This window comes from Marinactinospora endophytica, from assembly GCF_054780875.1.
The window spans coordinates 398,037-419,577 of record NZ_BAAGVM010000002.1; the positions used below are offsets into that span (position 1 = coordinate 398,037).

Consider the following 21,541-nt stretch of genomic DNA (forward strand, 5'->3'; position numbering starts at 1 on the left):
TATCGTCGGCTGGCGCCTTGCCTCCAGGTCGTGTGAGGATGCACCACTATGGACCATTGTGACCCCGCCGAGCTGCGTGAACCTTACGACGGTACGCCCTTGTACCGGTCCGCTCTGGCTCCGCATCCCATGGAGCAGTTTCACATTTGGTTCACACAGGCGCACACGGCGGGGCTGGCCGAACCCAACGCCATGGTGCTGAGCACGGTGGAGGAGACCGGCGCACCCCGGGCGCGGACCGTCCTGCTGAAGGGCTACGACCAGCGTGGCCTGCGGTTCTTCACCAACTACACCTCCCGCAAGGGGCGCGCCCTCCAGGCCGAACCCCGGGTCTGCGCGGTCTTTCCCTGGCACGCGCTCCGCAGGCAGGTGGTCGTCTGCGGCAGTGTCGAACGTCTCAGTGACGAGGAGAACGACGCCTACTTCGCGCGCCGCCCCCGCGGCTCGCAGATCGGGGCGTGGGCGAGCGAGCGGCAGTCCGCCCGGGTGACGGGACGGGAGGAGCTCGACGAGCTGTACGCGCGGTTCGAGCGGAGGTGGGCGCCGGGCGAGCCGGTGCCGCGCCCCTCCTATTGGGGCGGGTTCCGCATCCGTCCCACGGAGGTGGAGTTCTGGCAGGGGCGTCCCGACCGGATGCACGACCGCTTCCGCTACCTTCCCGCCCCGGACGGCGGCGAGGAGGGGTGGGAGATCGACCGGCTCTCCCCCTAGGGCCACGGCCGGTCGCGGGGGGTGTGACCCGGTTACGGTCCGTGCATTGCCGGGAAGTGGGCCTTCCGTTGCCACGCTATGATGGGGATATCGGTGGCCGCTCCCGCGGCCAGGAGCGCTGTGACCCGACGAAATGCGGCGCAGACCGCATGGACACCCCGGAACACGAGCGCGCTGGCCCGCGTTGAGAGATCTGCCGTTGAACGCTCTCAACGGGCCCACGAGGGGAGGGGGAGCCTTGACCGCACACGGGCTTATCGACACCACGGAGATGTACCTCCGCACCATCTTCGAGCTCGAAGAAGAGGGCATCGTGCCGCTTCGCGCTCGTATCGCCGAACGACTCCAGCAGAGCGGTCCGACGGTCAGCCAGACCGTCGCGCGCATGGAACGCGACGGCCTGCTGCGTGTCGAGAACGACCGGCACCTCGTCATGACCGAGGAGGGGCGCACGCTCGCGACTCACGTCATGCGCAAGCACCGTCTCGCCGAGCGGCTGCTCGTCGACGTCATCGGCCTGCCCTGGGAGGACGTCCACGTCGAGGCCTGCCGCTGGGAGCACGTCATCTCCGAGGCCGTCGAGGAACGCCTGGTCAAGCTGCTCAACGCCCCCTCGGTCTGCCCGCACGGCAACCCGATCCCCGGTCTGGACGAGCTCGGGCTCAAGGACTACTCGCCCGAGCCCTTCTCCGACGACTCGATCGTCCCGATGGTCGAGGTCGCCAACGCGGTCGAGACCGCCGTCACCGTGCGGCGCATCAGCGAGCAGGTCCAAAGCGACACCGAGGTCATGCTGCTCCTCAAGCGCGCCGGGGTCCGGCCCGAGCAGGACGTGGTGGTCGTCGCCGGCGACGATGGCGTCCGGGTGAGCAGTGGGGCGAACGGGGACGGTGAGCCGACCGATCTGCCGCGGCAGATCGCCGGCCATATTTTCGTCACCAAGCCGTGATACATCCGTGAAGTGCCGGGGCGGTGCTCCGCGGACAGATGTCACGTTGGTCTGCGCGCGTGTTCTCCCTGTTGCTACCCTCACCTCATGGCGTGGGCCGGTCGACGTGGAGCTCCAGGTACCCGTCACGCGGGGGCGGTGCGGGACGTGTGGGTCATCATGAGTACGGTCCGTGACGGCGAGGTGGCGACTTTATGAAGCGGTGGGGGGAGACCTTCTCCGGCGAGGACCCGCTCGCAGGGGCCGAGGTCCTGGATCATGCACAGGTCGCCGTCATCGTCACCGATCGCTTCAGTCACCTCCGCTACTGGAACGCCTACGCGGCGGAGCTGTTCGGCCTCTCGCGCGGTCGTGACCACCTCGGCGCCTCCCTGCTCGACATCGGCGTCCACGACGCCGACTCCGAGAACGCCGCCCAGCTCGCCCGCAGGGTCCTCAAGGGCGAGACCTGGGAGGGCACGTTCGCGGCCCTGCGCGGCGATTCCACCTGGATCCACGTGCGCGCCCAGGCCGTTCCGTACAAGCACTCCTCCGGTGCCATCGAGGGCATCGTCATCTTCGCCTACGAGGCCATGCGCAACGGCCGGGTCGAGGAGCAGTACGGCCTGATCGACCGGGTCGGCACCCGGCTCTCCAGTTCCCTGGAGTTCGGCACCACCATGAAGTCGGTCGCCGAGATCCTCGTCCCCCAGTTCGCCGACCACTGCTTCATCGACCTCTACGACCACGACCGTCTCGTCCGCAAGGTCTCGGTGCACGCCGAGGGGTGGCGGCCCCCGCCCGGGAGCTGGATCGACGTCGGCGAGGAGGTCAGCTACCCCGACCACCACTTCGTGCGCAAGGCGATGCGGCGGCTCGAGACCATCGTCGTCGGCGACTACGTGCACGCCGGCAACGTCGCCCCCAACGAGCACTCGGCCATCGTCTCCGAGCAGGTCGGCATCACCTCGGCCATCGCGGCGCCGCTGCGGGCCCGGGGCGAGCTGCTGGGCGCCATGACGCTCGCGCTGTCCAACCTGTCCCCCCGCGACAAGACCGCCTACGACGGGTTCGACCGTGACCTGGTGGGCGCGATCGCCTCGCGGGTGGCGCTGGCCATCGACAACGCGCGGCTGTTCGAGGAGGAGCGCAGCACGGCGCTCGCCTTCCAGAACAGCCTGTTGCCCCGCTCCTTCCCCGCCTTCGACGGCCTGACGATCGCCCACCGCTACATCCCCGCCAAGCCGCTGGAGACCCACGGCCACGGCATCCAGACCCAGGTGGGCGGTGACTTCTACGACGTCATCCCCCTGTCGGCGGGCCGGGTCGGCATGGTCGTCGGCGACGTCGAGGGCCGGGGGCCGCACGCCGCGGCGGTCATGGGCCAGCTCCGCGCGGCGCTGCGCGCCTTCGCCCAGGCCGACCGCGAACCCGCCGACATCCTGCGCGAGCTCGACGAGTGGGTCCGCCAGCTCGGCCGTCCCGACGGCGAGGGCGGCGTGTGGGTGCCCAGCGTCAGCTGTCTGTACATGGTCTACGACGCCTGGTCGCGCGAGCTGTCCTACGCCAACGCCGGCCACCAGCCGCCCCTGCTCATCTGCGAGGGCCGGGTCGAGGACCTGGAGCTCGAGGTGACCGACCGCCTGCTGGGGGTCAAGGTCAAGGGGGCCGGCCTCGACGACGGGGTCTACCACCAGGCCACGCTCACCCTCCCGCCGGGCGCCACGCTGCTGCTCTACACCGACGGCCTGGTCGACCGCCGCCCGTTGGGGGGCACGGTCGACATCGCCCGCTCGATGGCGCGGCTGCACGACCGGGTGCGCGAGGTCGCCAGCAAGGACGTGGAGCAGATCGCCGAGGCCGCCGTGACCGCGGTCCCCGGCGAGATCGACGACGACACCGCGCTGCTGGTGGTGCGCTCCCACCCCGAGGAGCTCGCCCTTCAGGAGGGCTGGTTCGTCGCCGAGGCGCCCACCGTCGCCGAGGCCCGCCACCTCGCCGCGTCGACCTTCGCCGACTGGGGGATGGACCGCGACCAGGCCGAGCTCGCCTGCCTGCTGGTGTCGGAGATCGTCACCAACGTCGTCATCCACGCCACCCCGCACCCCGTGAGCCGCGAGTTCACCGCCAACGGGGTGAAGGACTCCGACGCCGCGACCGACTTCGGAGTGTCGGGGGGCGGGTTCGACGACTTCGACGAGGACTGGTCGGACCTGCTGGAGGAGGCGGGCGGCGAACCCGAGGAGCAGCCCAGCCGCGAGTTCCTGCTCCGGTTGCGGCGGGGCGCGTCGTCGGTGTGGGTCGAGGTGTTCGACCACGACCTGCGCCTGCCCCGGATCAGGAGCGCGGGCGCCGACGACGAGGGCGGCCGGGGCCTGTACCTCGTCGACCAGCTGGCCACCCGCTGGGGGTCGCGTCCCACCCCCGACGGAAAGGCCGTCTGGTTCGAGGTGCCCATGCAGGGCGAGTGAGCTTCCACGGTGCGGGGCCCGTCGCTCGACGGGCCCCGCACCGTTGTGTCACCGCCAGGACCACGCCCACAGCAGCAGCACCAGGAAGATGAAGAACACCACGATCCCGCCGGTCGTCCAGGGGACGTGTATCCGGCGGCGGAGCATGCGCACCCCCAGGACCAGGAGGATGACCAGCAGTCCAAGGACGATGGCACCGTCGTACGCGCCGGAGTACATGTCGTCGTGACCCTTTCGCCGTGACCCGAGGGGACGTGGCTACAGGCCCAGCGAGCGTCCCACGATCTCCTTCATGATCTCGGTCGTCCCACCGAAGATCGACTGGATGCGGGCGTCCTGCCAGGCCTTCGCCACGGGGTACTCCATCATGTACCCATATCCGCCGTGGAGCTGGAGGCAGCGGTCCATCACCTTGTTGCACAGTTCGGTGGTCCACCATTTGGCCTTCGCCGCGTCCTCGGCGGTGAGTTCGCCGCGGTTGTGCAGGGTGATCGCGCGGTCGACGTAGGTACGGGCGAGGTCGATCTCGGTGGCGAGCTCGGCAAGGACGAAGCGGGTGTTCTGGAACCTGCCGATGGGGCGGCCGAACGCGGTGCGTTCCTTGCAGTAGTCGATGGTCCGGGCGAGCATCCGCTCCGCGCCCGCGGTCGCCGCGACGGCGATCGACAGCCGCTCCTGCGGCAGGTTGCGCATCAGGTGGATGAAGCCCTGGTTCTCGGTGCCGATGAGGTTGGCGGCGGGCACGCGCACGTCGGTGAAGGACAGCTCGGCGGTGTCTTGGGCCTTGAGGCCGATCTTGTCGAGGTTGCGTCCCCGTTCGAAGCCGGGCGTGCCCCGCTCCACGGCGATGAGGGAGAAGCCGTGCGCGCCGGCGTCGGGGTCGGTCTGGGCCACGACGATCACCAGGTCGGCGTTGATGCCGTTGGTGATGAAGGTCTTCTGCCCGTTGAGGACGTAGTGGTCGCCGTCGCGGACCGCCGTGGTGCGGATGCCCTGGAGGTCGCTGCCGGCCCCGGGTTCGGTCATGGCGATGGCGGTGATGAGGCTCCCGTCGGCGAAGCCGGGCAGCCAGCGGCGCTTCTGCTCGTCGGTGGTCAGGCCGACCAGGTAGGGGGCCATCACGTCGTTTTGCAGGGTGAAGCCCAGCCCCGAGGCGCCGGCGGCGGTGATCTCCTCACCCACCACGGCGTTGAAGCGGTAGTCGTCGATCCCGGAGCCGCCGAACTCCTCGGGCACTCCCAGGCCGAGCAGGCCGACCTCGCCGGCCTTCGTCCAGACCTCGCGCGGGACGATGCCGTCCTTCTCCCACTGGGGGTGGAAGGGGGTGACCTCGCGTTTGAGGAACTCGGCCACGGAGGCGCGGAAGAGGTCGTGTTCGGTGTCGAAGAGTTCCCTGCGCATCTCCGCTCCCTCGGTCGCGCCGGCGCCGCCGCGCGGGCGGTGGTCGGTGTCCGTCGTCTGCTGGGGACACCGTAACCGAATCCTGTTCGGTTTTACATGGCAGGTGTTCCCGGCGCCGATGTCGGAACTTCACTGCGTCGCTCTAGGTGAAGAAGACGTTACTGAGCGTATTGTCATGTGCGGGACCGGTGTCTCGAACGGGGGAGCGAGCCATGGCCAAGCACGCGGCGTCCTACCGCAGGCGCCGGCAGGCGGGGGAGACGCACGTCCTCGTCATCGTCGGCGCGCTGCTGCTGGCGGTGCTGGTGTCGGCGTTGAACCAGACGGTCGTGTCCACCGCCATGCCCACGATCGTCTCCGACCTCGGCGGCCTCAGCCACATCTCCTGGGTGGTCACCTCCTACCTGCTCGCCGTCACCGCGACCACGCCCCTGTGGGGCAAGCTCGGCGACCAGTTCGGCCGCAAAGGGCTGTTCCTGCTGTGCATCGTCATCTTCCTGGTGGGCTCGGCGCTGTGCGGGCTGGCCCGGACCTTCGAACACCTCATCCTGTTCCGGGCCGTCCAGGGCGTCGGCGGCGGCGGGCTCATGGTGCTGGCCCAGGCGATCATCGGCGACGTGGTGCCGCCCCGGGAGCGCGGCAGGTACCAGGGGCTGTTCGGCGCGGTGTTCGGGGTCGCCAGCGTCGCCGGCCCGCTGCTGGGCGGGTTCATCGTCGACAACTTGTCGTGGCGCTGGGTGTTCTACGTCAACCTCCCCCTGGGCGTCGTCGCGCTGGTGGTGCTGGTGTTCGTGCTGCCCGCGCTGCGTCCCGACGTCCGCCGCACCGACGTCGACTACGCCGGGATCGTGCTGCTCGGCGCGACATCGGTCGCGCTGGTGCTGATCACCTCGTGGGGCGGCACCACCTATGACTGGATCTCCCCGCAGATCATCGGCCTGGCCGTGGCCGCCGTCATCCTGGGGGCGCTGTGGTGGCTGAGCGCGCGCCGGGCGGCCGAGCCGGTGCTGCCGCTGGGGCTGTTCCGCAACCCGGTCATCCTCGTCGGGGTGCTGGTGAGCTTCGCGGTGGGGTTCGCGATGATGGGGGCGCTGGCCTACCTGCCGTTGTTCCTCCAGGTGGTGCACGGCTACTCACCCACCGCCTCGGGGCTGCACCTGCTGCCCATGGTGCTGGGCCTGCTGCTGTGCTCGATCGGCAGTGGCATTCTCGTCAGCCGCACCGGCCACTACCGGCTCTTCCCCATCGTGGGGACCGCGGTGGTGACCGTCGCCCTCTACCTGCTCTCCCACCTGCGACCCGACACCTCGGTGTGGGTCATGAGCGGCTACTTCTTCCTGCTCGGGGTGGGCCTGGGACTGACCATGCAGGTGGTCGTCATCGCCGTGCAGAACGCGGCCGAGTACCGCGACCTGGGGGTGGCCACGTCCGCGGCGACCTTCTTCCGCTCCATCGGCGGCGCGTTCGGCACCTCGATCTTCGGCGCGGTGTTCGCCGCGCAGCTCGAAGACAACATCAGCGAACTGGCCGGGCGCATCCAGGTCCCGGCCGGTATGGACATCCAACGCCTCCAGAACGAGACGGGGCTGCTCGCGCAGCTCCCGGCCGAGTCGCGCGAGCTGTTCCTGGGCGCCTACGCCGACTCGGTGGACACCGTCTTCCTGGCCGCGGTCCCGGTGGCCGCCATCGCCTTCCTCCTCTCGCTGTTCCTGCGCCAGGTCCCGCTGCGCACCACGGTCGGCACCCCCGACCTGGACGAGACGATCGCGCCGGTGGCGACCAGCCGCGACCGTCTCGCCGCGGTCGAGCGGATGGCCTGGCGGATCAGCGGCCGCCAGGGCGGGCGGCGGATGTACGAACGGCTGGCCGGGGAGGCCCACGTCGACCTGTCCCCGGCCGCGTGCTGGCTGGTGACGCACATGGCGGTCACCGGTCCCATCACCGGGGAGGAACTGGCGCGCCTGTCCAAGGCCCGGGAGGAGACCCTCGACCAGGTGCACCAGGAGCTCACCGCCGCGCGCCTGCTCGCCGACGAGTCCTCGACGTGGCGGCTCAACGCCCACGGGCGCGACGTCGCCCGCCGGCTCTTCGAGGCCCAGGACGACGCGCTGCACCGGGCGTTGCGCGACTACTCGCCCGAGGAGCATCCCGAACTGGTGGCCCTGCTCTACGACCTGTCCCGGCGGACGCTGGGGGAGGAGTCCGACGCCGAGCTGGTCCGCGACCCGGGGCCCGCCCGCCCGCTGTAGGACGCCCGCCCACCTCGCGCAATCGCGCCCCGGGGTCGTGCCGGCCGCCCTCGGCCGAATATGGTTCGGTTTACAGGTTCGACCGGAGGCCCCCAGGAGGACACCGTGGCTGAGGCATACATCGTCGGAGCGGTCCGCACCCCCGTAGGGACGAAGAAGGGCGCGCTGGCCGCCGTGCACCCCGCCGACCTGGGGGCGCACGTGCTCAGGGAACTCGTCGACCGCACCGGGGTGGACCCCTCGGCGGTCGAGGACGTCATCATGGGCTGCGTCAGCCAGGTCGGCCCTCAGGCCCTCGACCTCGCCCGCACCTCCTGGTTGTCGGCGGGCCTGCCCGAGACCACCCCCGGCGTCACCATCGACCGCCAGTGCGGCTCCTCCCAGCAGGCCGTCCACTTCGCGGCGCAGGGGGTCATGTCCGGCACCCAGGACCTCGTGGTCGCCTCCGGCGTGGAGAACATGGGCATGGTCCCCATGGGCTCCAACGTCCAGTACGCGATCGACGCCGGGCTCGCCCTCTACGGCGAGGGGTGGGTCGAACGCTACGGCCTTCAGGAGATCTCCCAGTTCCGCGGCGCCCAGCTCATGTGCGAGAAGTGGGGTCTCTCCCGCGAGGACCTGGAGGTCTACGCGCTGGAGAGCCACCGCAGGGCCGCCACCGCCCTCGCCGAGGGCCGCTTCGACGGGCAGGTCGCCCCGATCGCCGGCGTCACCCGCGACGAGGGGGTGCGCCCCGACACCTCCCTGGAGGCCATGGCCGGGCTCAAGCCGCTGCGCGAGGGCTGGGCGCTCACGGCCGCGGTGGCCAGCCAGATCTCCGTCGGCGCCGCGGCCGTCCTGATCGCCTCGGAGCGCGCGGTGGCCGACCACGGGCTGACCCCGCTGGCCCGCATCGTGCAGCTCTCGCTGGTGGGCGACGACCCCGTCTACATGCTCACCGCGCCGATCCCCGCCACCCGCATCGCGCTGAAGAAGGCGGGGTTGAGCATCGGCGACATCGACGTCACCGAGATCAACGAGGCGTTCGCGCCCGTCCCCCTCGCCTGGCAGCGTGAGATCGGCGCCGACCCCGCCACCGTCAACCCCAACGGCGGCGCGATCGCGCTGGGCCACCCGCTCGGCGCGACCGGTGCCGTGCTGATGACCAAGCTCGTCCACGAACTGCACCGCACCGGTGGCCGCTACGGCCTCCAGACGATGTGCGAGGGCGGCGGCCAGGCCAACGTCACGATCGTCGAGCGGGTCTGATCGGGCGCGGGGGTCCCCGCCCCTCGCCGCTCGGACGAGGGCCGGGGACCTTCGGCGGCCGGGCCGCCTCCTAGCCGGCGCCGGCCCGCGTGGACTCCGTGGCCTCATCGCCGGGCTCGGCCCGGGCCGCGTGCCGCGCGCCCCGGCGGCGCCGATGGGACCGGTGCACGGTCCGCGCGATACGCCGGCCGACCACCGCGTACCCGATCAGCGCCCCCGAGGTGTTGAGGATGACATCGTCGATGTCGAAGGCGCGTCCCGTCACCAGGAGCCCCTGGGCCACCTCCACCAGCAACATCACCAGCGCGGTCAACAGCACCACCCGAACGCCGCGCGTCCGCGGCAGCAGCACCGGCAGCAGCACCCCGAAGGGGACGCCCAGCACGACGTTGCCGCCGACCTGCTTGAGCGCCTCGTGCGCCGGGGCGTCCAGGTACAGCCGCAGCGACGCGCCCGGCTCCAGGTTGCTGTGGACCACGCCGACCGCGCCGGGCACGGGGGTGAGCGTGATCTGGGCGAGGAAGGCCGCGAAGCCGACCATGGCGACGAACGCCACCAGCACGGCGAGGGCGCGGAGTACCAGTACCCCGAACGCCCGGAGCCGGGAGGGCTGTCCCGGCTCCGTGGGTGTGGCCCGGACGGGGCCGGGCTGTCCGTCGGTCTGCGGAGAGGGGACGTTCATCGTTTCCTCCTGAGCCGCCTGCGCCGGTGGATCACCGGGAACGGGCCGGGAGGACCGGTCCTGCCACCGACGCGCCCGGAGGATTCCCCCTGCTCGGGGAATCATGCGGGCGGGGGCCGGGAACAGCGGGTTCCGGTGGCCGGGTCGGGGATCCGGTCGTCCGCTACGCCCGGAACGGCCGGACCCGCTTCGGGGAGACGGGACGGCCCCCGCGGAACGTGCCCGCGGGGGCCGTGGGGCCGGGTGGAGGGAACCGGCCGGCGAAGCGTCTCGGGGCGCGCCTACTCGAAGTCCTCGCGGGTCGTCCCCGTCCGCTTCATCTCGTCCTCCAGCGCGGCCCTCATCTGGCTCCGGTCGTCGCGCTCCTCCCCGTTGCCCTGCTCGTTCTCCTCATCGGGGGACGGCAGGTTCTGGTCGGTGTCGCCGGTCTTCGCCCTGTTCTCCTCGGGCATCGTCATCGCGCCGCTCCTCTCGCGTGCCGGTCGTGCCCCGCGCCGCTACCCGCCTTCACGGCGGGGTAACCGGCACGGCGCCCCCACCCGCTCCGCGGGGCGTCACAGGAACCGTTTGACCCCCGGGATCGCCCGGACGAGGACGGCCACCAGCCAGCACAGCGGCACCGAGAGCACCAAGACCACCGCGAACTTCGCCACGGCGATCGCCTCCCAGCCGCTCAACGCCATGCTCACCCCGATCAGCACCAGCGGATGCAGGACGTACACGGCGAAGGCGTTGTCGGCCAGGAGCCGGCCGAACCGGCCCTGCCGGTTGAAACGCTCGCGGAACAGGACGGTCAGGGCGATGATCACCGACACCGCGAAGGTGCTCTCCACCAGCAGGAGCACCGCGGGCGCGAGGGCGTCCGGTCCCGGGACGGTCCCGTCCCACAGGACGTGCACCGCGATCCAGGCGGTCAACGCCACCCCGGCCACGGCCAGGGCCACCCCGCCCGCCTTGCGGGGGATCCGCCGGGGCCAGTCCCCGCGGAAGGCGAACACGCCGACGACGAACAGGGCCACGTACTGCGGCAGGTATTGCGGGCTGGGCAGGCCCACGACCGGCCAGTGCAGGGCGGGGAAGAGGGTGCGCCAGACGTGACTGACCAGCGCCAGCCCGACCGTGAACGCCACCACCGCGAGCGGGCCGGGCAGCCGGCCGGGGGCCGCGGGCACGGCTTCCACGTCCTTTGCCCGCCGGTCGCGCAACCGCCGCACCAGCACGTAGACCAGGCAGAACACCAGCAGCACCTCGGCGAACCACAACGGCCCCGGGTCCCAGGAGAGCAGGTAGAACAGCCAGTACGGGAGCTCCGTGCCCTCGGCGGCGGACGCCTCCTGGATGAGGACGAAGCTGGGGTGCATCACGATCGGGCGCAGGATCAGCAGGAACAGCAGCAGCGGCACGCCGAGCCGGACCAGCCGCTCGCGGACGAAGCCGCGTCCCCCCTTGCGGTCGTGCGAGCCGGGCACGAAGTACCCGGAGATGAGGAAGAAGAAGCCCATGAAGAAGGTCTGGTTGGTGATGACCAGCAGGTCCAGCAGCGCCCCCGAGCCGTCGGTGGCCGGCTCGCTGTAGTACCAGACGGGGATGTTGCCGTAGGTGACGGCGACGTGGTGGGCCAGGACCAGGACGGTCAGCACCACGCGCAGGTTGTCGACGTAGTAGAGCCGGGGCCGCCCGGCCGTCCGGGGAGGTTCCGGACGGCCGGGGGCCGTTGGGGGGTGTACCTGTTCGGTCATCTGGGGGGCTCGCTTCCGTACCGGTGGGGGCCCGGGATCAGCTCCCGGGAGGGATGGCGCGAGTGGCGTGCTCGAAGAGGTCGGCCAGCTCGCGGGCGTAGGCGTCGAGATCGTGCTCGGGGTGGTTCTCCCAGTAGGCGAACATGTGGTCGATGGCCGCCTGCTGGCTGACCGCCATCACCCGCGTGTCGAACGGGCGGAACTCCCCGCGCTCCTGGCCGGTCCGATACACGGCCTCCAGGGAGTCGTAGATCGGGTCGCTGCTCTGCACGCCGTAGCGGGAACGGCCGTCGGGGTCGCGGAATCCGGTGAAGATCTCGCTCAGCGCCTTCAGGTGTTCGCGATGGTCGCGCATATAGGCGGCCACGGTCAGAATGTGGGTACGCAGGACCGCGGTGGCGGTGGGCGCCTCGGTCCATTCGGTGATCTCGGCGACCACCGAATCGGCGACGTCGGTGTAGATCTGGTCCACCACCTTTTGCACCAGCTCGTCCTTTCCCGCGAAGTGATAGGAGATGACGCCCTTGCTGATCCCGGCGCGCTCGGCGATCCGGGCCAACGAGGCGTTGGCGAACCCGACGTCGGCGATCGTGGCGATCGCGGCGTCGATGATCTGCGCCCGCCGGGCCTGCTCGATGAACGAACGACCCTTCCTGTTCTTCTGGCCGCTTGGCTTATTTTCTGACCGCATGGCCAGAATTTAGCACGCATGGCCAGGTGACAATAGGGGTTTCCCCCTAGGTAACCCTGAGAGGACCCTGGCCCGTCTCAGGGGCGGGAGGGGTCCTGCGAACACGCTCGGAGACCGACCGGGCGGCGGAGGGCTTCCGAACGCCCGGGAAGAGCGGGAGGCGCCGGACCCTGGAAGCCGGGGGCCGCGGGGCGCTTCGGGGCCTCGTACCCGAGCTCCGGGAAGCGGCCGCTCCGGGGAGAGATCCACTGATGACGTCCCAGGTCACGACGGTGCTCCCCGCGCGCGGGGAGGGGACGGCCTCTTACCCGGCGGTGTCGTCGGCTGGGTGCACTCCCGCGCAGGCGGGGAGGGGCCCGTCTGGGTCATGACGGCACCCGTTGGGATGACGCGCTCCTCGCGCGGAGCGCCCCTCCGGTTTCACGGTCCCGAAAGGAGAACCTTCGGGCAGAATGACTGTCACCGGCTCGACCCACGGGCCGCACCAATGGGCTCCCGAGTTTTATAAAGCGGAGATAACGGCCCGCGAACCCGCAGGTCATCTTCTGCAAGCCCCGCGCACGCGGGGATGGACCGTCGGTTTCGTCGGAGGCGGCCAGCTCCAGCAGGCAAGCCCCGCGCACGCGGGGATGGACCGAGGTTGATGCTGCATCAAACCGGCCGCCTTGGGCAAGCCCCGCGCACGCGGGGATGGACCGCCGGCGAGGTTGAACCACCCCAGGAACGTGCCGCAAGCCCCGCGCACGCGGGGATGGACCGGGTTGGTCAGTCCGACGTGCACGCGCTCACCTGCAAGCCCCGCGCACGCGGGGATGGACCGAGCTGGACGCCCTGGCGACCCCTACCTACGGGGCAAGCCCCGCGCACGCGGGGATGGACCGCGCTCGGGGATCACTCTGGGCGGCGCGGCCGAGCAAGCCCCGCGCACGCGGGGATGGACCGTGGTTGACCAGCTCCGGGTAGGCGCGCTCGGTGTAAGCCCCGCGCACGCGGGGATGGACCGAGCTGAAGATGCGCCGGGCGGAGGGGGCACCGCGACGCGCGGCGGTTCCTGGCCGGGGAGGGGGCCATCCTCCTGGCCTTCGCCGGCTGGTCGGCCTGGAGCCCCCTGAACCTGCTCGCCGCCATGCGCGACCCTATCCGGCCGAATCCCGCCGGCCTCCCCCCGCACCTCGGCGTCGAACCGTTCCACGCCGTGGCCGATCGCTTCGCTCGCCTCCGCCTTCGTCCTGGGCGCCCTCACCGTCTTCCACCGCCGAGTGGTCCGCCAAGGCGCCACGCGGGCCTGACACGCGAGAGAGAGCATGCTCATCCTTGAACAGCCTCGGCAAGTCCTTCGGAGCGCGCACCCTGTGGAGCGATCTGGACCTTGAGGTCGAACCGGGCCGGATGCTCGCCCTCGTCGGCGCCAGCGGCTCGGGCAAGACCACCCTGCTCAACTGCGTCGGCCTGCTGGAACACCCCGACACCGGGCGGATCCTGTTCGAGGGCACCGACCTGACCCGGCTCCGGCCGGGCGGGCGGCGCCGGTTCCGCCGCGACCGGCTCGGCTACCTCTTCCAGGACTACGCGCTCATCGACAACACCACGGTCGGGCCAACCTCGACGTGGCCCGGCGACGCGGCACCCCGCGGGACCACGGCGCGGCGCTCGAACGCGTGGGGCTGGCCGGCCGTGAACGCGAGATCGTGCACCACCTGTCCGGCGGGGAGCATCAGCGCGTCGCCCTGGCCCGGCTGCTGGTCAAACGCCCCGCGCTGGTGCTGGCCGACGAGCCCACCGGCGCGCTCGACGCCGCCAACGGCGCGATGGTCGTGGACGTGCTGCGGCAGATGAGCCGTGAGGGGCGCACCGTGCTCGTCGCCACCCACAACGACAGCGTGCGCGACGCCTGCGATCACACCTTCGACGTTTCGGCGCACACGAGGTCGGCCCTCAGCGGGTGAAGCGGAGAACCGGTCCGTTGGCGGCGGGCGGGGACTCGCCGCGCCGACTAGAACCGGCCATGACGAAAATGCACTGAGCCGATAGAGGTGCGGTCATTCCGGTGGTGAGGACGCGACCGGACTGCCCGAAACCGTCTTACAGGGGCTTCCGTCCGGCCGTAGTGGGCGGCCCGTGTTCCGGTCGACGGCCGATGGTTCCCCGGCAGGGACTGCGGGAGATGTCGAACCGCTGATCTCCGGTCTCCCGGTTTCGGCCACTATCCGGCGCGAGATAGGGAAGGACGGAAATCCGTTCCCCGCCGGGGCCGGCAGCCCCACGGCGGCCTGCCGGTTTCCGGGTCGCCCCGCGTGCGGGGACCGGGATCGCGTGGGCCGGAGACCGTGGGGGCTGTGGGCGGCGTCGCCGGGATGGGTGGGACCCGCTGCGAGGCGCGCCCCACGGCATCAAGCCGGGGCGGGGCCGGCCGACGCCGACGGCCCCGCGTTCCGTGGAGTGCGGGGCCGTGGCGGGTGTCCCGGTCAGTCGAGGACGGCGAACGCCTCGACCTCGACGAGCACGTCGGGCTCGAACAGGTAGTCGACGCCGATGAGCGACGCGGGCGGCAACGGCCGCGGGATCCCCAGCTCCTCGGTGGCGCGTTCGATGCCCGCGATGAAGGCGTCGTACTTCTCGGGGCTCCAGTCCGTGGCGAAGAACCTGAGCCGTACGACGTCGGAGAAGGTCGCCCCGGCGCCGGCCAGGCCGCGCGCGGTGTTGCGCAGGGACTGCACCACCTGGCCGGCGAGGTCGCCCAGCGCGATGCGGTTCCCCTCGCCGTCGCGGGCGATCTGGCCGGCCACGTGCACGTGGCGGGTGCCCGTGCTGATCGAGACGTGGTGGTAGGGGACGGGTTGGAACATGCCTTCGGGGCTCAGCAACTGCACGGTCATGGGAGACTCCTCCGCTTGCGGATCAGCAGGTATCCCATGTCTACTTGGTGTGTAAAGGGAACTTCAACGAGACTAGGTGTCATGAAGGAAACCGCCCACCCCGCGCCCGACCGGCCCCAGATCACCGCGACACACCGCGAGCTGCTCGACCAGGTGCTCGACAAGTGGTCGCTCCACGTGCTCGACGAGCTGTGTGAACGGTCCCTGCGTTTCAACGAGCTGCGCCGCGCGATCCCCGTCGTGACGCAGAAGTCGCTCACGGCGACGCTGCGGCGCCTCGAACGCAACGGGATGGTCGAACGTCTCATCGTGAACACGCGGCCGATCGCCGTCGAGTACCGGATCACGCCGCTCGGTAAGACGCTCCAGGACCTCATCGACGCGCTCCTGGAGTGGTCCACCGCCAACATGCCCCGCGTCGAGCGCGCACGCGCCCGGTTCGACGCGGAGGAGGGGTGAGGAGGAGCGGCGCGGTGGGCGTGCGCATCCAGCGTTTCCCCTGGCCGGAGGGGAACGGGGTGGGCGGGCGGGGCGTGGCCTCGGAGCGGTCCGCGTTGGGAACGGGCATGTCCTCGACGCTGTGACCGGCCGTGCGTGGTGCCGGACGCGCGACTCCGGAGCCGGGAGCGGGGCCTACCGCCACAGGCGGGGGAGGCGAAGACGTGAACTGTTCGCGGCTTTTGTTGCCCCGAAGGGCTTTTTCTTGCTGAATGGGCGAATTTCAAGAAGTGGTCGAAACGAGGGGTGCCTGCTGATAACGTCCCAGGTCAGTAAGCTGCTCCCCGCGCACGCGGGGATGGTCCCGCCGACGTTGATAGCCAGCGCGACGGCGAGGGCTGCTCCCCGCGCACGCGGGGATGGTCCCCTGCCATCCGGGTGCCGCTGGTGCGGCATGCCCTGCTCCCCGCGCACGCGGGGATGGTCCCATGGTGGCGGAGCAGCCCGCCGCGAACGTGATCTGCTCCCCGCGCACGCGGGGATGGTCTCAGGAGCGCCACGGCGGACCGGGTCCAGTTGAGCTGCTTCCCGCGCACGCGGGGATGGTCCCCCAAGTTCCAGCCAGGATTGGGGTCCCGGCTTCTGCTCCCCGCGCACGCGGGGATGGTCCCGTCTGAATGGAGATGGCGGCCGAGTCGAGAAACTGCTCCCCGCGCACGCGGGGATGGACCCAGCCGCCAATCCTCGACGACGAGGATGTGACGCTGCTCCCCGCGCACGCGGGGATGGTCCCAAACAAATCCGCGGCTGGGTGCGCGAGGGCATCTGCTTCCCACGCGCGCGGAGATGGTCCCGGGACCGGCACTGGTGGCGAGCCGCTCGGCTTCTGCTCCCCGCGTGCTCGCGGTCCGGGCGCGGCGGGTCGCGGCGGGTCACCGACCTGGCCGGGGGCCGGTCATGGCCGGGCGGCGCGGGCGTCGCGGACGGCGAGGGCGATGCGCAGGAGGGCGGTCGCGGTGCCGGCGGCCACGGCGGCACCCACCGAGACGGCGAGGTCGGGCACCCAGGTCGCGAGCCGGCCCGGCCCCATCAGGCCCGTGGTCAGGGCCGGCGCGGCCCACGGCAGCACCCCCGCCACGCACCAGGCGACGGTCGAGGTGAGGCGCCGCCGGAGGGGGAGGGGCGCGGCCGGGCGGCGCAGGAGCAGGGCCGAGCGGAGCGCCGCCAGGACCATGGCCACGGCCAGGGCGGTGGTGCCCCACACGGCCGCGTGGTGGGCGGAGGCGGACGGCGCGTCGGCGGGCGCCCCGCCGCCCGCGAGGATCCGGGCGGCGCCGAAGCCGACCTCCATGACCGCCGTGTCCTGGAGGAGTCCGTACAGGTTCTGGGAGAGGACGAGGGCGACGTCCTGTTCGGGCAGCAGGAACACCATCGCGGAGTAGCCGGGGGTCCCGCCCGTGTGCCAGACGGCGCCGTCGAGGGGCGCGTCCAGGCCGCCGACCCGCCAGCCCAGCCCGTACCCGGTCCCGGAGCCGTCGGGGTGGAGCCGGCCCTCCTCACGCATTAGCCGCGTGGATTCGGGGGTGAGGACGGCCGCGCCCTCGGCGGTCTCGCCTTGTCGGAGCTGGAACGCGGCGAAGGCGGCGAGGTCGTTCAGGTCCCCGCCCAGGTAGCCGTAGCCCGCGCCGTCGTCGTCCACGCCGCCGGCGACCGGGCTCGCGACGCCCCACAGCAGCTGGTGCCCCGGGGGGAGGTTCCGCTCCCGGGCGGACGCCCGGCCGGTGATGGCGCCGTCCATGCCGGCCGGGTCGAGCACGGCGTGTTCGAGGTGGTCGGCGAAGGGCCGTCCGGTGACGGACTCGACCAGGGCGGTCAGGACGAGGTAGTTGGCGCTGCTGTAGGCGTACACGGTTCCGGGCGGGCCGAGGGGGGTGACGTCGTCGAGGGCGCGGGCGCGTTCGGCCGCGCCGGGGCAGTCGGCGTCGAGGCAGTCGGTGACCTTCGGTGTCGCTGACGCGGGGATGCCGGCGGTCTGGTGGAGCAGGTGGCGGACCGTGACGCGGGAGGCGTGCGCGGGGCCGCCGAAGCCGAAGCCGGGCAGGTGGTCGACGATCCGGTCGTCCAGGGAGAGCCGCCCGTCCTGGACGAGGACCATCACGGCGGTCGCGGCGGCCGGTTTGGCGATCGAGCCCCACAGGAACGGGGTGTCGGCGGTGACGGGTTCGCCGTGCCCGTCGGTTCCCCAGGAACGCTGGTGGAGGGGTCCGTTGGGGCCGACCACGGCGTAGGAGAGGCCGGGGGCGCCGGTGGCCTCCATCCGCTCTTGGACGTAGGCGTCGATCGTGGCGTAGCCGCCGGCCGGGGTGGTGGCGGCGGACGCCGGGCCGGCCGGCGGGCACAGGAGCAGGCAGAGCAGCAGGGATGACGTGCTCGCGGCGACGCGCCGCAGGCGGGAGCGCATGGGTTCCTCATCGGTTTCGGAGGCGGGACGGATAACCGTATGGCGATACGGTTTTTATCGTATGGTGGTACGGTTATCAAGTGCCGAGGACCGCCGACCACGAGGAACGTCGCCGTCAGATCGCCGGCGCCGTCCGCGAACTCATCTCCGAACACGGCCTGGACGCCGTCACCGTCGCCCGCACGGCCGCCGCCGCCGGGATGTCGGTCGGCCTGGTGCAGCACTACTTCCGCAGCAAGGACGAGATGCTGCTGCACGCTTTCAACGAGGTGAGCGCGGCCATCCGGGACCGGGCCGGGGAGCGGATCCGGGCCGGGATCGAGCACCGGCGGCCCATCGCGTGGGTCCTCGCCGAGGCGCTGACCGAGTTCGTCCCCCTCGACGAGCGGCGCCGCACCGAGTTCCGCGTCACCCGGGCGTTCGCCGGCCGCTCCCTGGACGCGCCCGCCCTCGCCGAGGTCGACACCGAGACCGCGCGGCGGGTGCGCGAGGACATCGCCCGGGCCGTCCACAACGGCAAGGAGTGCGGTGAGGTCGCCCCGGACCTCGACCCGTGGCCCGCGGCGGTCCGCCTCGCCGCCGTGACCGAGGGGCTCGCCACCCAGGTCTACCGGGACCCGGCCGGGGTGAACGGGACGCCGGCGGCCGAGCTGGCCGAGTCGCTGATCGCCGCCGAGCTGGCCACCGTCTTCACGGGCGAGTGCCGCCAGTACGCCAACGGCGCCTGACGGGCGGGCGCGTTCTCGCCGGCGCTCCTACAGGGCCGGGGCGACGCTCCTAGCGGGGTGTGGTCTCCCGGGTGGTCGGGGCGGGTGTGGACCTCGCCGTTCCTCCGGGAGGTGGCCTGTGGCCGTCCAGAGGGTGGTTCGTGGTTCGGTGGGTGTTTTGCCGGTTTCTTAAGAAGTGGTCGTGAACGGCTTCGGAGCTCGGTAACGTTGCAGGTCAGTAAGAGTGCTCCCCGCGCACGCGGGGATGGTCCCGACACCGGCTACATGTCCAGCGGCCTGCAATGGTGCTCCCCGCGCACGCGGGGATGGTCCCCCCGCGTCGGAGGCGGTCGCCACGCCCAGGCAGTGCTCCCCGCGCACGCGGGGATGGTCCCGCCGACCTGACCGCGCACCTGGCCGAGGTCGCGTGCTCCCCGCGCACGCGGGGATGGTCCCTGGGCGGCCATGTGACGGCGCAGGGAGTCCGGGTGCTCCCCGCGCACGCGGGGATGGCTCGCCAGCCGGACGACGTTGGTCTAGCCCCTCTGGGCCGGTCTTGGCAGTGGCTTCCGTGGTTCTCCGAGTCACTGTCCCGGGAGGCGCCCACAGCCTCCGGATCTGTCTGAATGAACCGGTTGGCGTCGTTCTCCTGCCGCTGAAGCCGGTGAATACAGGACGATGCCAGCGGCGTGGTCCGGCAGACCCGGCAGCACATGCTCCGCTGACACCACCCGGCCGCGCTCATGGGCGCGGGTTCCAGGTAACCCTCGTACGGGAATCGTTCCCGTTCACAACGGGACCTCGCGGTGAAGGTGAGCCGAGCATCGCGTGCTGACGCGGTACGGCCGGCCGGTCGATGCCGCCTATGTACAAGTCGTGCCCCGTCGGTGGCGCTGTGACCGGGTGATACGAGATTCAGCGTCACTGACAGGGCACTTCTGAAGTTGAGCTGGCCTTTATGGGACAAATCCGGCTGGTTACAGTTGTCCTTCCTTCACTGCTTTGAGGAAGGACGACCAGGCCGAGGCCGGGAAGTCGAGAAGCGCGTGGTCCCGGTTCTGGGTGTCACGTACAAGGGTCCGGGTACCTTCCGCTACTTCGACACATTCGGATGCTGCACCGCTGTAGCTGGACTTGTGGAAGCGATCTGGCGACGGGGTGTTAGATGGCACCTTGAGCCTTCCTGATCACATTCAGTGAAGTTGTGGGGGGTAGGGCTACAGCTTGTAGTTCCCCGTACAGGGCTACGTGACGCCGTACCTCAGGGAGAGAGTCCACGATGTTTCCGCCACCCGAGGAGTCTCCATACACTATGGTTCCTCCTTCTCTGGTCGTGATGATGCGGAAAGGGCCGGAGTTTCCCGGACAATCCGGTGTTGTGGCAGGAACGACCTGTACCCGTATCCGTTCCTTCTCGGCCAGTTCCACCAGGAGAGCCAGCTGGTCGCGCATGATGTCGGTACCACCCACGATACGCCCCAGTACTGACTCGCAGAGTGTCACCCAGAGCCGGGGACCGTCCTCCCTGGTCAGGGTGCGGCCTCGTTCCAGCCGTGCGGCTACAAGGCGTTCGATCTCGTCGGGCCGGTCAAGCGGCCTTCCCACCTTGAAAATCGCTCGGGCATAACCCTCCACCTGGAGAACGCCGGGAACCAGGATCGGTGCCCATGCCCGGATCTCCGTGGCGTTTTCTTCGGATTTGGTCACTAGGCGAAACCACTCGGGTGACCCCGTGGCGGCGTGTTCCCACTTACGCAGCAGGATGCCATTGGTACCGAAGTAGTCCTCAAGCTGCTGTGCTATGTCCTTTTTCGTGGCCCGTGTGGCACGCTCGATCTTTCCCAGCATCCCGCTGGTGATCGATAGCTCCTTGGCTACCTGGCCTAGGGATTTTCCTGCTTGAGTCCGCCGTCGTCGGACCTCCGCGCCGAAGTCCAGCCATGTGTCCAGTTGTTTCTCAGGCATGAGTACAAGTGAACTTGAGGTCGGTACTTATCGCGACAGTATTGGCAGAACTCTGGTGACCGCTAGCGGACTGGATGATCCTGAACGCGGACGGAAGAAGGAGTCCTCGCGCCGTGGCCATTGGCCGGGGCTCGGTCATCAGTGATGGGAGCTGACGAAATGTGGAACCTCGCAACATGCTTTTCCATAAGGCGCGCTCTGTCCGATCGATACGGAGAGAGCAGGAATTTGTACCCGCTTGTACCCTCCTGTCGTCCCCGTCATCGGCGTCCAGGAGCCGGAGCATGATGGCGCACACGGTGTTCTCCACCTCCCTTCCAGGTACGGCAGAAAGTGTGGCGGTAGCCCGTCGCTTCGCTACCGGGACGCTACACGTGGCGCCTCAAGGGGTGCCCGCAGCGATCGTCGACGATGTCGAGGTCATCGTTTCCGACCTCGCCACTAACGCGATCCGATACACCCAAAGCGGGGACGCAGGGGGGACCTACGACCTGTATTTGGCCGTTCATGAGCGCAGCCTCTCCGGGAGTATCCGCACCCAGGCCCCCAGGCCTCCCCTCGGGGAGGTCTTCCCCGCACCGGACGGATTGCTCTTGGCCCAAGCGCTGGCAGATGAGTGCAGCAGTCTGATGCCCTACGAGCACGGCGTTTTCTTCACCCTGGGATGGAGTCTGGAAGGCGAGAGGAGAGGATGACGTCTCAGGAGGGTCCCCGGTCTCCGACTCGATCGCCACCACGGGGTTCCACCCGAGGAGCCGGCACGCCCCGATGCCATCCGACGTCATATGACACCGGGAGCGGCGACCACATCGGAGGAGCCATTACCTGCCGCCCAACCAGGTGGAGACGACCCTGATGCGGTCCCAGGTGTGGCCCCGGCCGCCAAGAGGGAAGCCGCCGGGCGTACCGTCCACCTGCCCGCTGCGGAAAGCAGATCCCCGAGTCCGGTAGAGGGCGACGGGGCTACCTCATCC

18 protein-coding genes, 1 pseudogene and 3 CRISPR repeat arrays are annotated in these 21,541 nt (G+C 70.5%); of the genes and pseudogenes, 9 read left to right on the forward strand and 10 right to left on the reverse strand.

Translation table 11 applies throughout. The features are described 5' to 3' along the window. The first annotated feature begins 48 nt into the window (after window positions 1–48). From pdxH to ACYVHU_RS05740, 3 genes are all read left to right on the forward strand, one after another. Entirely contained in the window at window positions 49–711 is a 663-nt protein-coding gene (pdxH, locus tag ACYVHU_RS05730; RefSeq protein WP_078760572.1) for a pyridoxamine 5'-phosphate oxidase, read from the forward strand. A gap of 238 nt (window positions 712–949) precedes the next feature. Further along, window positions 950–1,660 (forward strand): iron-dependent transcriptional repressor DtxR, encoded by a 711-nt coding sequence (locus tag ACYVHU_RS05735; protein ID WP_078760571.1) that lies wholly within the window; start codon window positions 950–952, stop codon window positions 1,658–1,660. A gap of 194 nt (window positions 1,661–1,854) precedes the next feature. Further along, window positions 1,855–4,110 carry an ATP-binding SpoIIE family protein phosphatase gene (locus ACYVHU_RS05740; protein WP_078760570.1) on the forward strand — a complete coding sequence of 752 codons (2,256 nt, stop codon included), beginning with the start codon at window positions 1,855–1,857 and terminating at the stop codon, window positions 4,108–4,110. Window positions 4,111–4,158: 48 nt separating this feature from the next. On the opposite strand, the gene ACYVHU_RS05745 is transcribed toward ACYVHU_RS05740, so the two are convergent. Together ACYVHU_RS05745 and ACYVHU_RS05750 are read right to left on the reverse strand one after the other, a co-directional pair. Then, complete coding sequence (locus tag ACYVHU_RS05745; RefSeq protein ID WP_200813541.1) at window positions 4,159–4,329, reverse strand: hypothetical protein; 171 nt, start codon at window positions 4,327–4,329, stop codon at window positions 4,159–4,161. A 39-nt stretch (window positions 4,330–4,368) separates the two neighbouring features. After that, on the reverse strand, window positions 4,369–5,511 hold the full coding sequence (locus ACYVHU_RS05750; protein ID WP_078760569.1) for an acyl-CoA dehydrogenase family protein: 1,143 nt from the start codon (window positions 5,509–5,511) through the stop codon (window positions 4,369–4,371). A gap of 212 nt (window positions 5,512–5,723) precedes the next feature. On the opposite strand from ACYVHU_RS05750, the gene ACYVHU_RS05755 reads away from it, so the two are divergent. Next, a complete protein-coding gene (locus ACYVHU_RS05755; protein ID WP_078760568.1) occupies window positions 5,724–7,760 on the forward strand; it encodes an MDR family MFS transporter in 2,037 nt (678 codons plus the stop codon). A gap of 105 nt (window positions 7,761–7,865) precedes the next feature. Further along, a complete protein-coding gene (locus ACYVHU_RS05760) occupies window positions 7,866–9,008 on the forward strand; it encodes an acetyl-CoA C-acetyltransferase (RefSeq protein WP_078760567.1) in 1,143 nt (380 codons plus the stop codon). A gap of 70 nt (window positions 9,009–9,078) precedes the next feature. On the opposite strand, the gene ACYVHU_RS05765 is transcribed toward ACYVHU_RS05760, so the two are convergent. The 4 genes from ACYVHU_RS05765 to ACYVHU_RS05780 form a co-directional block, all read right to left on the reverse strand. After that, window positions 9,079–9,690: a VanZ family protein gene (locus tag ACYVHU_RS05765; RefSeq protein ID WP_200813540.1), complete on the reverse strand. Its 612-nt coding sequence runs from the start codon at window positions 9,688–9,690 to the stop codon at window positions 9,079–9,081. A gap of 281 nt (window positions 9,691–9,971) precedes the next feature. Continuing rightward, entirely contained in the window at window positions 9,972–10,148 is a 177-nt protein-coding gene (locus ACYVHU_RS05770; protein WP_159457218.1) for a hypothetical protein, read from the reverse strand. A 96-nt stretch (window positions 10,149–10,244) separates the two neighbouring features. Then, window positions 10,245–11,429 carry an acyltransferase family protein gene (locus tag ACYVHU_RS05775; protein WP_078760565.1) on the reverse strand — a complete coding sequence of 395 codons (1,185 nt, stop codon included), beginning with the start codon at window positions 11,427–11,429 and terminating at the stop codon, window positions 10,245–10,247. A 37-nt stretch (window positions 11,430–11,466) separates the two neighbouring features. Beyond that, entirely contained in the window at window positions 11,467–12,120 is a 654-nt protein-coding gene (locus ACYVHU_RS05780; protein WP_078760564.1) for a TetR/AcrR family transcriptional regulator, read from the reverse strand. A gap of 547 nt (window positions 12,121–12,667) precedes the next feature. Continuing rightward, a CRISPR array of direct repeats spans window positions 12,668–13,123; the repeat unit is 29 nt; unit sequence GCAAGCCCCGCGCACGCGGGGATGGACCG. Between the two features lie 311 nt (window positions 13,124–13,434). Between ACYVHU_RS05780 and ACYVHU_RS05785 the strand changes: the two are divergent. Beyond that, window positions 13,435–14,066: pseudogene (locus tag ACYVHU_RS05785) on the forward strand (ATP-binding cassette domain-containing protein). A gap of 519 nt (window positions 14,067–14,585) precedes the next feature. On the opposite strand, the gene ACYVHU_RS05790 reads toward ACYVHU_RS05785, so the two are convergent. Continuing rightward, window positions 14,586–14,996 (reverse strand): RidA family protein, encoded by a 411-nt coding sequence (locus tag ACYVHU_RS05790; protein WP_432938237.1) that lies wholly within the window; start codon window positions 14,994–14,996, stop codon window positions 14,586–14,588. 81 nt (window positions 14,997–15,077) lie between these two features. Here ACYVHU_RS05790 and ACYVHU_RS05795 point away from each other — a divergent pair, with 81 nt between their 5' ends. Further along, on the forward strand, window positions 15,078–15,455 hold the full coding sequence (locus tag ACYVHU_RS05795) for a winged helix-turn-helix transcriptional regulator (protein WP_078760562.1): 378 nt from the start codon (window positions 15,078–15,080) through the stop codon (window positions 15,453–15,455). Window positions 15,456–15,771: 316 nt separating this feature from the next. Continuing rightward, a CRISPR array of direct repeats spans window positions 15,772–16,284; the repeat unit is 25 nt; unit sequence CTGCTCCCCGCGCACGCGGGGATGG. A gap of 105 nt (window positions 16,285–16,389) precedes the next feature. Here ACYVHU_RS05795 and ACYVHU_RS05800 read toward each other — a convergent pair. Next, window positions 16,390–17,895 carry a serine hydrolase domain-containing protein gene (locus ACYVHU_RS05800; protein ID WP_498947722.1) on the reverse strand — a complete coding sequence of 502 codons (1,506 nt, stop codon included), beginning with the start codon at window positions 17,893–17,895 and terminating at the stop codon, window positions 16,390–16,392. 80 nt (window positions 17,896–17,975) lie between these two features. On the opposite strand from ACYVHU_RS05800, the gene ACYVHU_RS05805 reads away from it, so the two are divergent. Beyond that, window positions 17,976–18,623 (forward strand): TetR/AcrR family transcriptional regulator, encoded by a 648-nt coding sequence (locus ACYVHU_RS05805; protein WP_078760560.1) that lies wholly within the window; start codon window positions 17,976–17,978, stop codon window positions 18,621–18,623. Between the two features lie 223 nt (window positions 18,624–18,846). Continuing rightward, a CRISPR array of direct repeats spans window positions 18,847–19,119; the repeat unit is 29 nt; unit sequence GTGCTCCCCGCGCACGCGGGGATGGTCCC. A 460-nt stretch (window positions 19,120–19,579) separates the two neighbouring features. On the opposite strand, the gene ACYVHU_RS05810 is transcribed toward ACYVHU_RS05805, so the two are convergent. After that, window positions 19,580–19,774 (reverse strand): DUF397 domain-containing protein, encoded by a 195-nt coding sequence (locus ACYVHU_RS05810; protein WP_078764242.1) that lies wholly within the window; start codon window positions 19,772–19,774, stop codon window positions 19,580–19,582. Continuing rightward, on the reverse strand, window positions 19,764–20,567 hold the full coding sequence (locus ACYVHU_RS05815; protein WP_078764243.1) for a helix-turn-helix domain-containing protein: 804 nt from the start codon (window positions 20,565–20,567) through the stop codon (window positions 19,764–19,766). The genes ACYVHU_RS05810 and ACYVHU_RS05815 overlap by 11 nt, the downstream gene beginning before the upstream one ends. Before the next feature lie 284 nt (window positions 20,568–20,851). On the opposite strand from ACYVHU_RS05815, the gene ACYVHU_RS05820 reads away from it, so the two are divergent. Next, a complete protein-coding gene (locus ACYVHU_RS05820; RefSeq protein ID WP_078764244.1) occupies window positions 20,852–21,262 on the forward strand; it encodes an ATP-binding protein in 411 nt (136 codons plus the stop codon). Window positions 21,263–21,541: the final 279 nt, after the last annotated feature.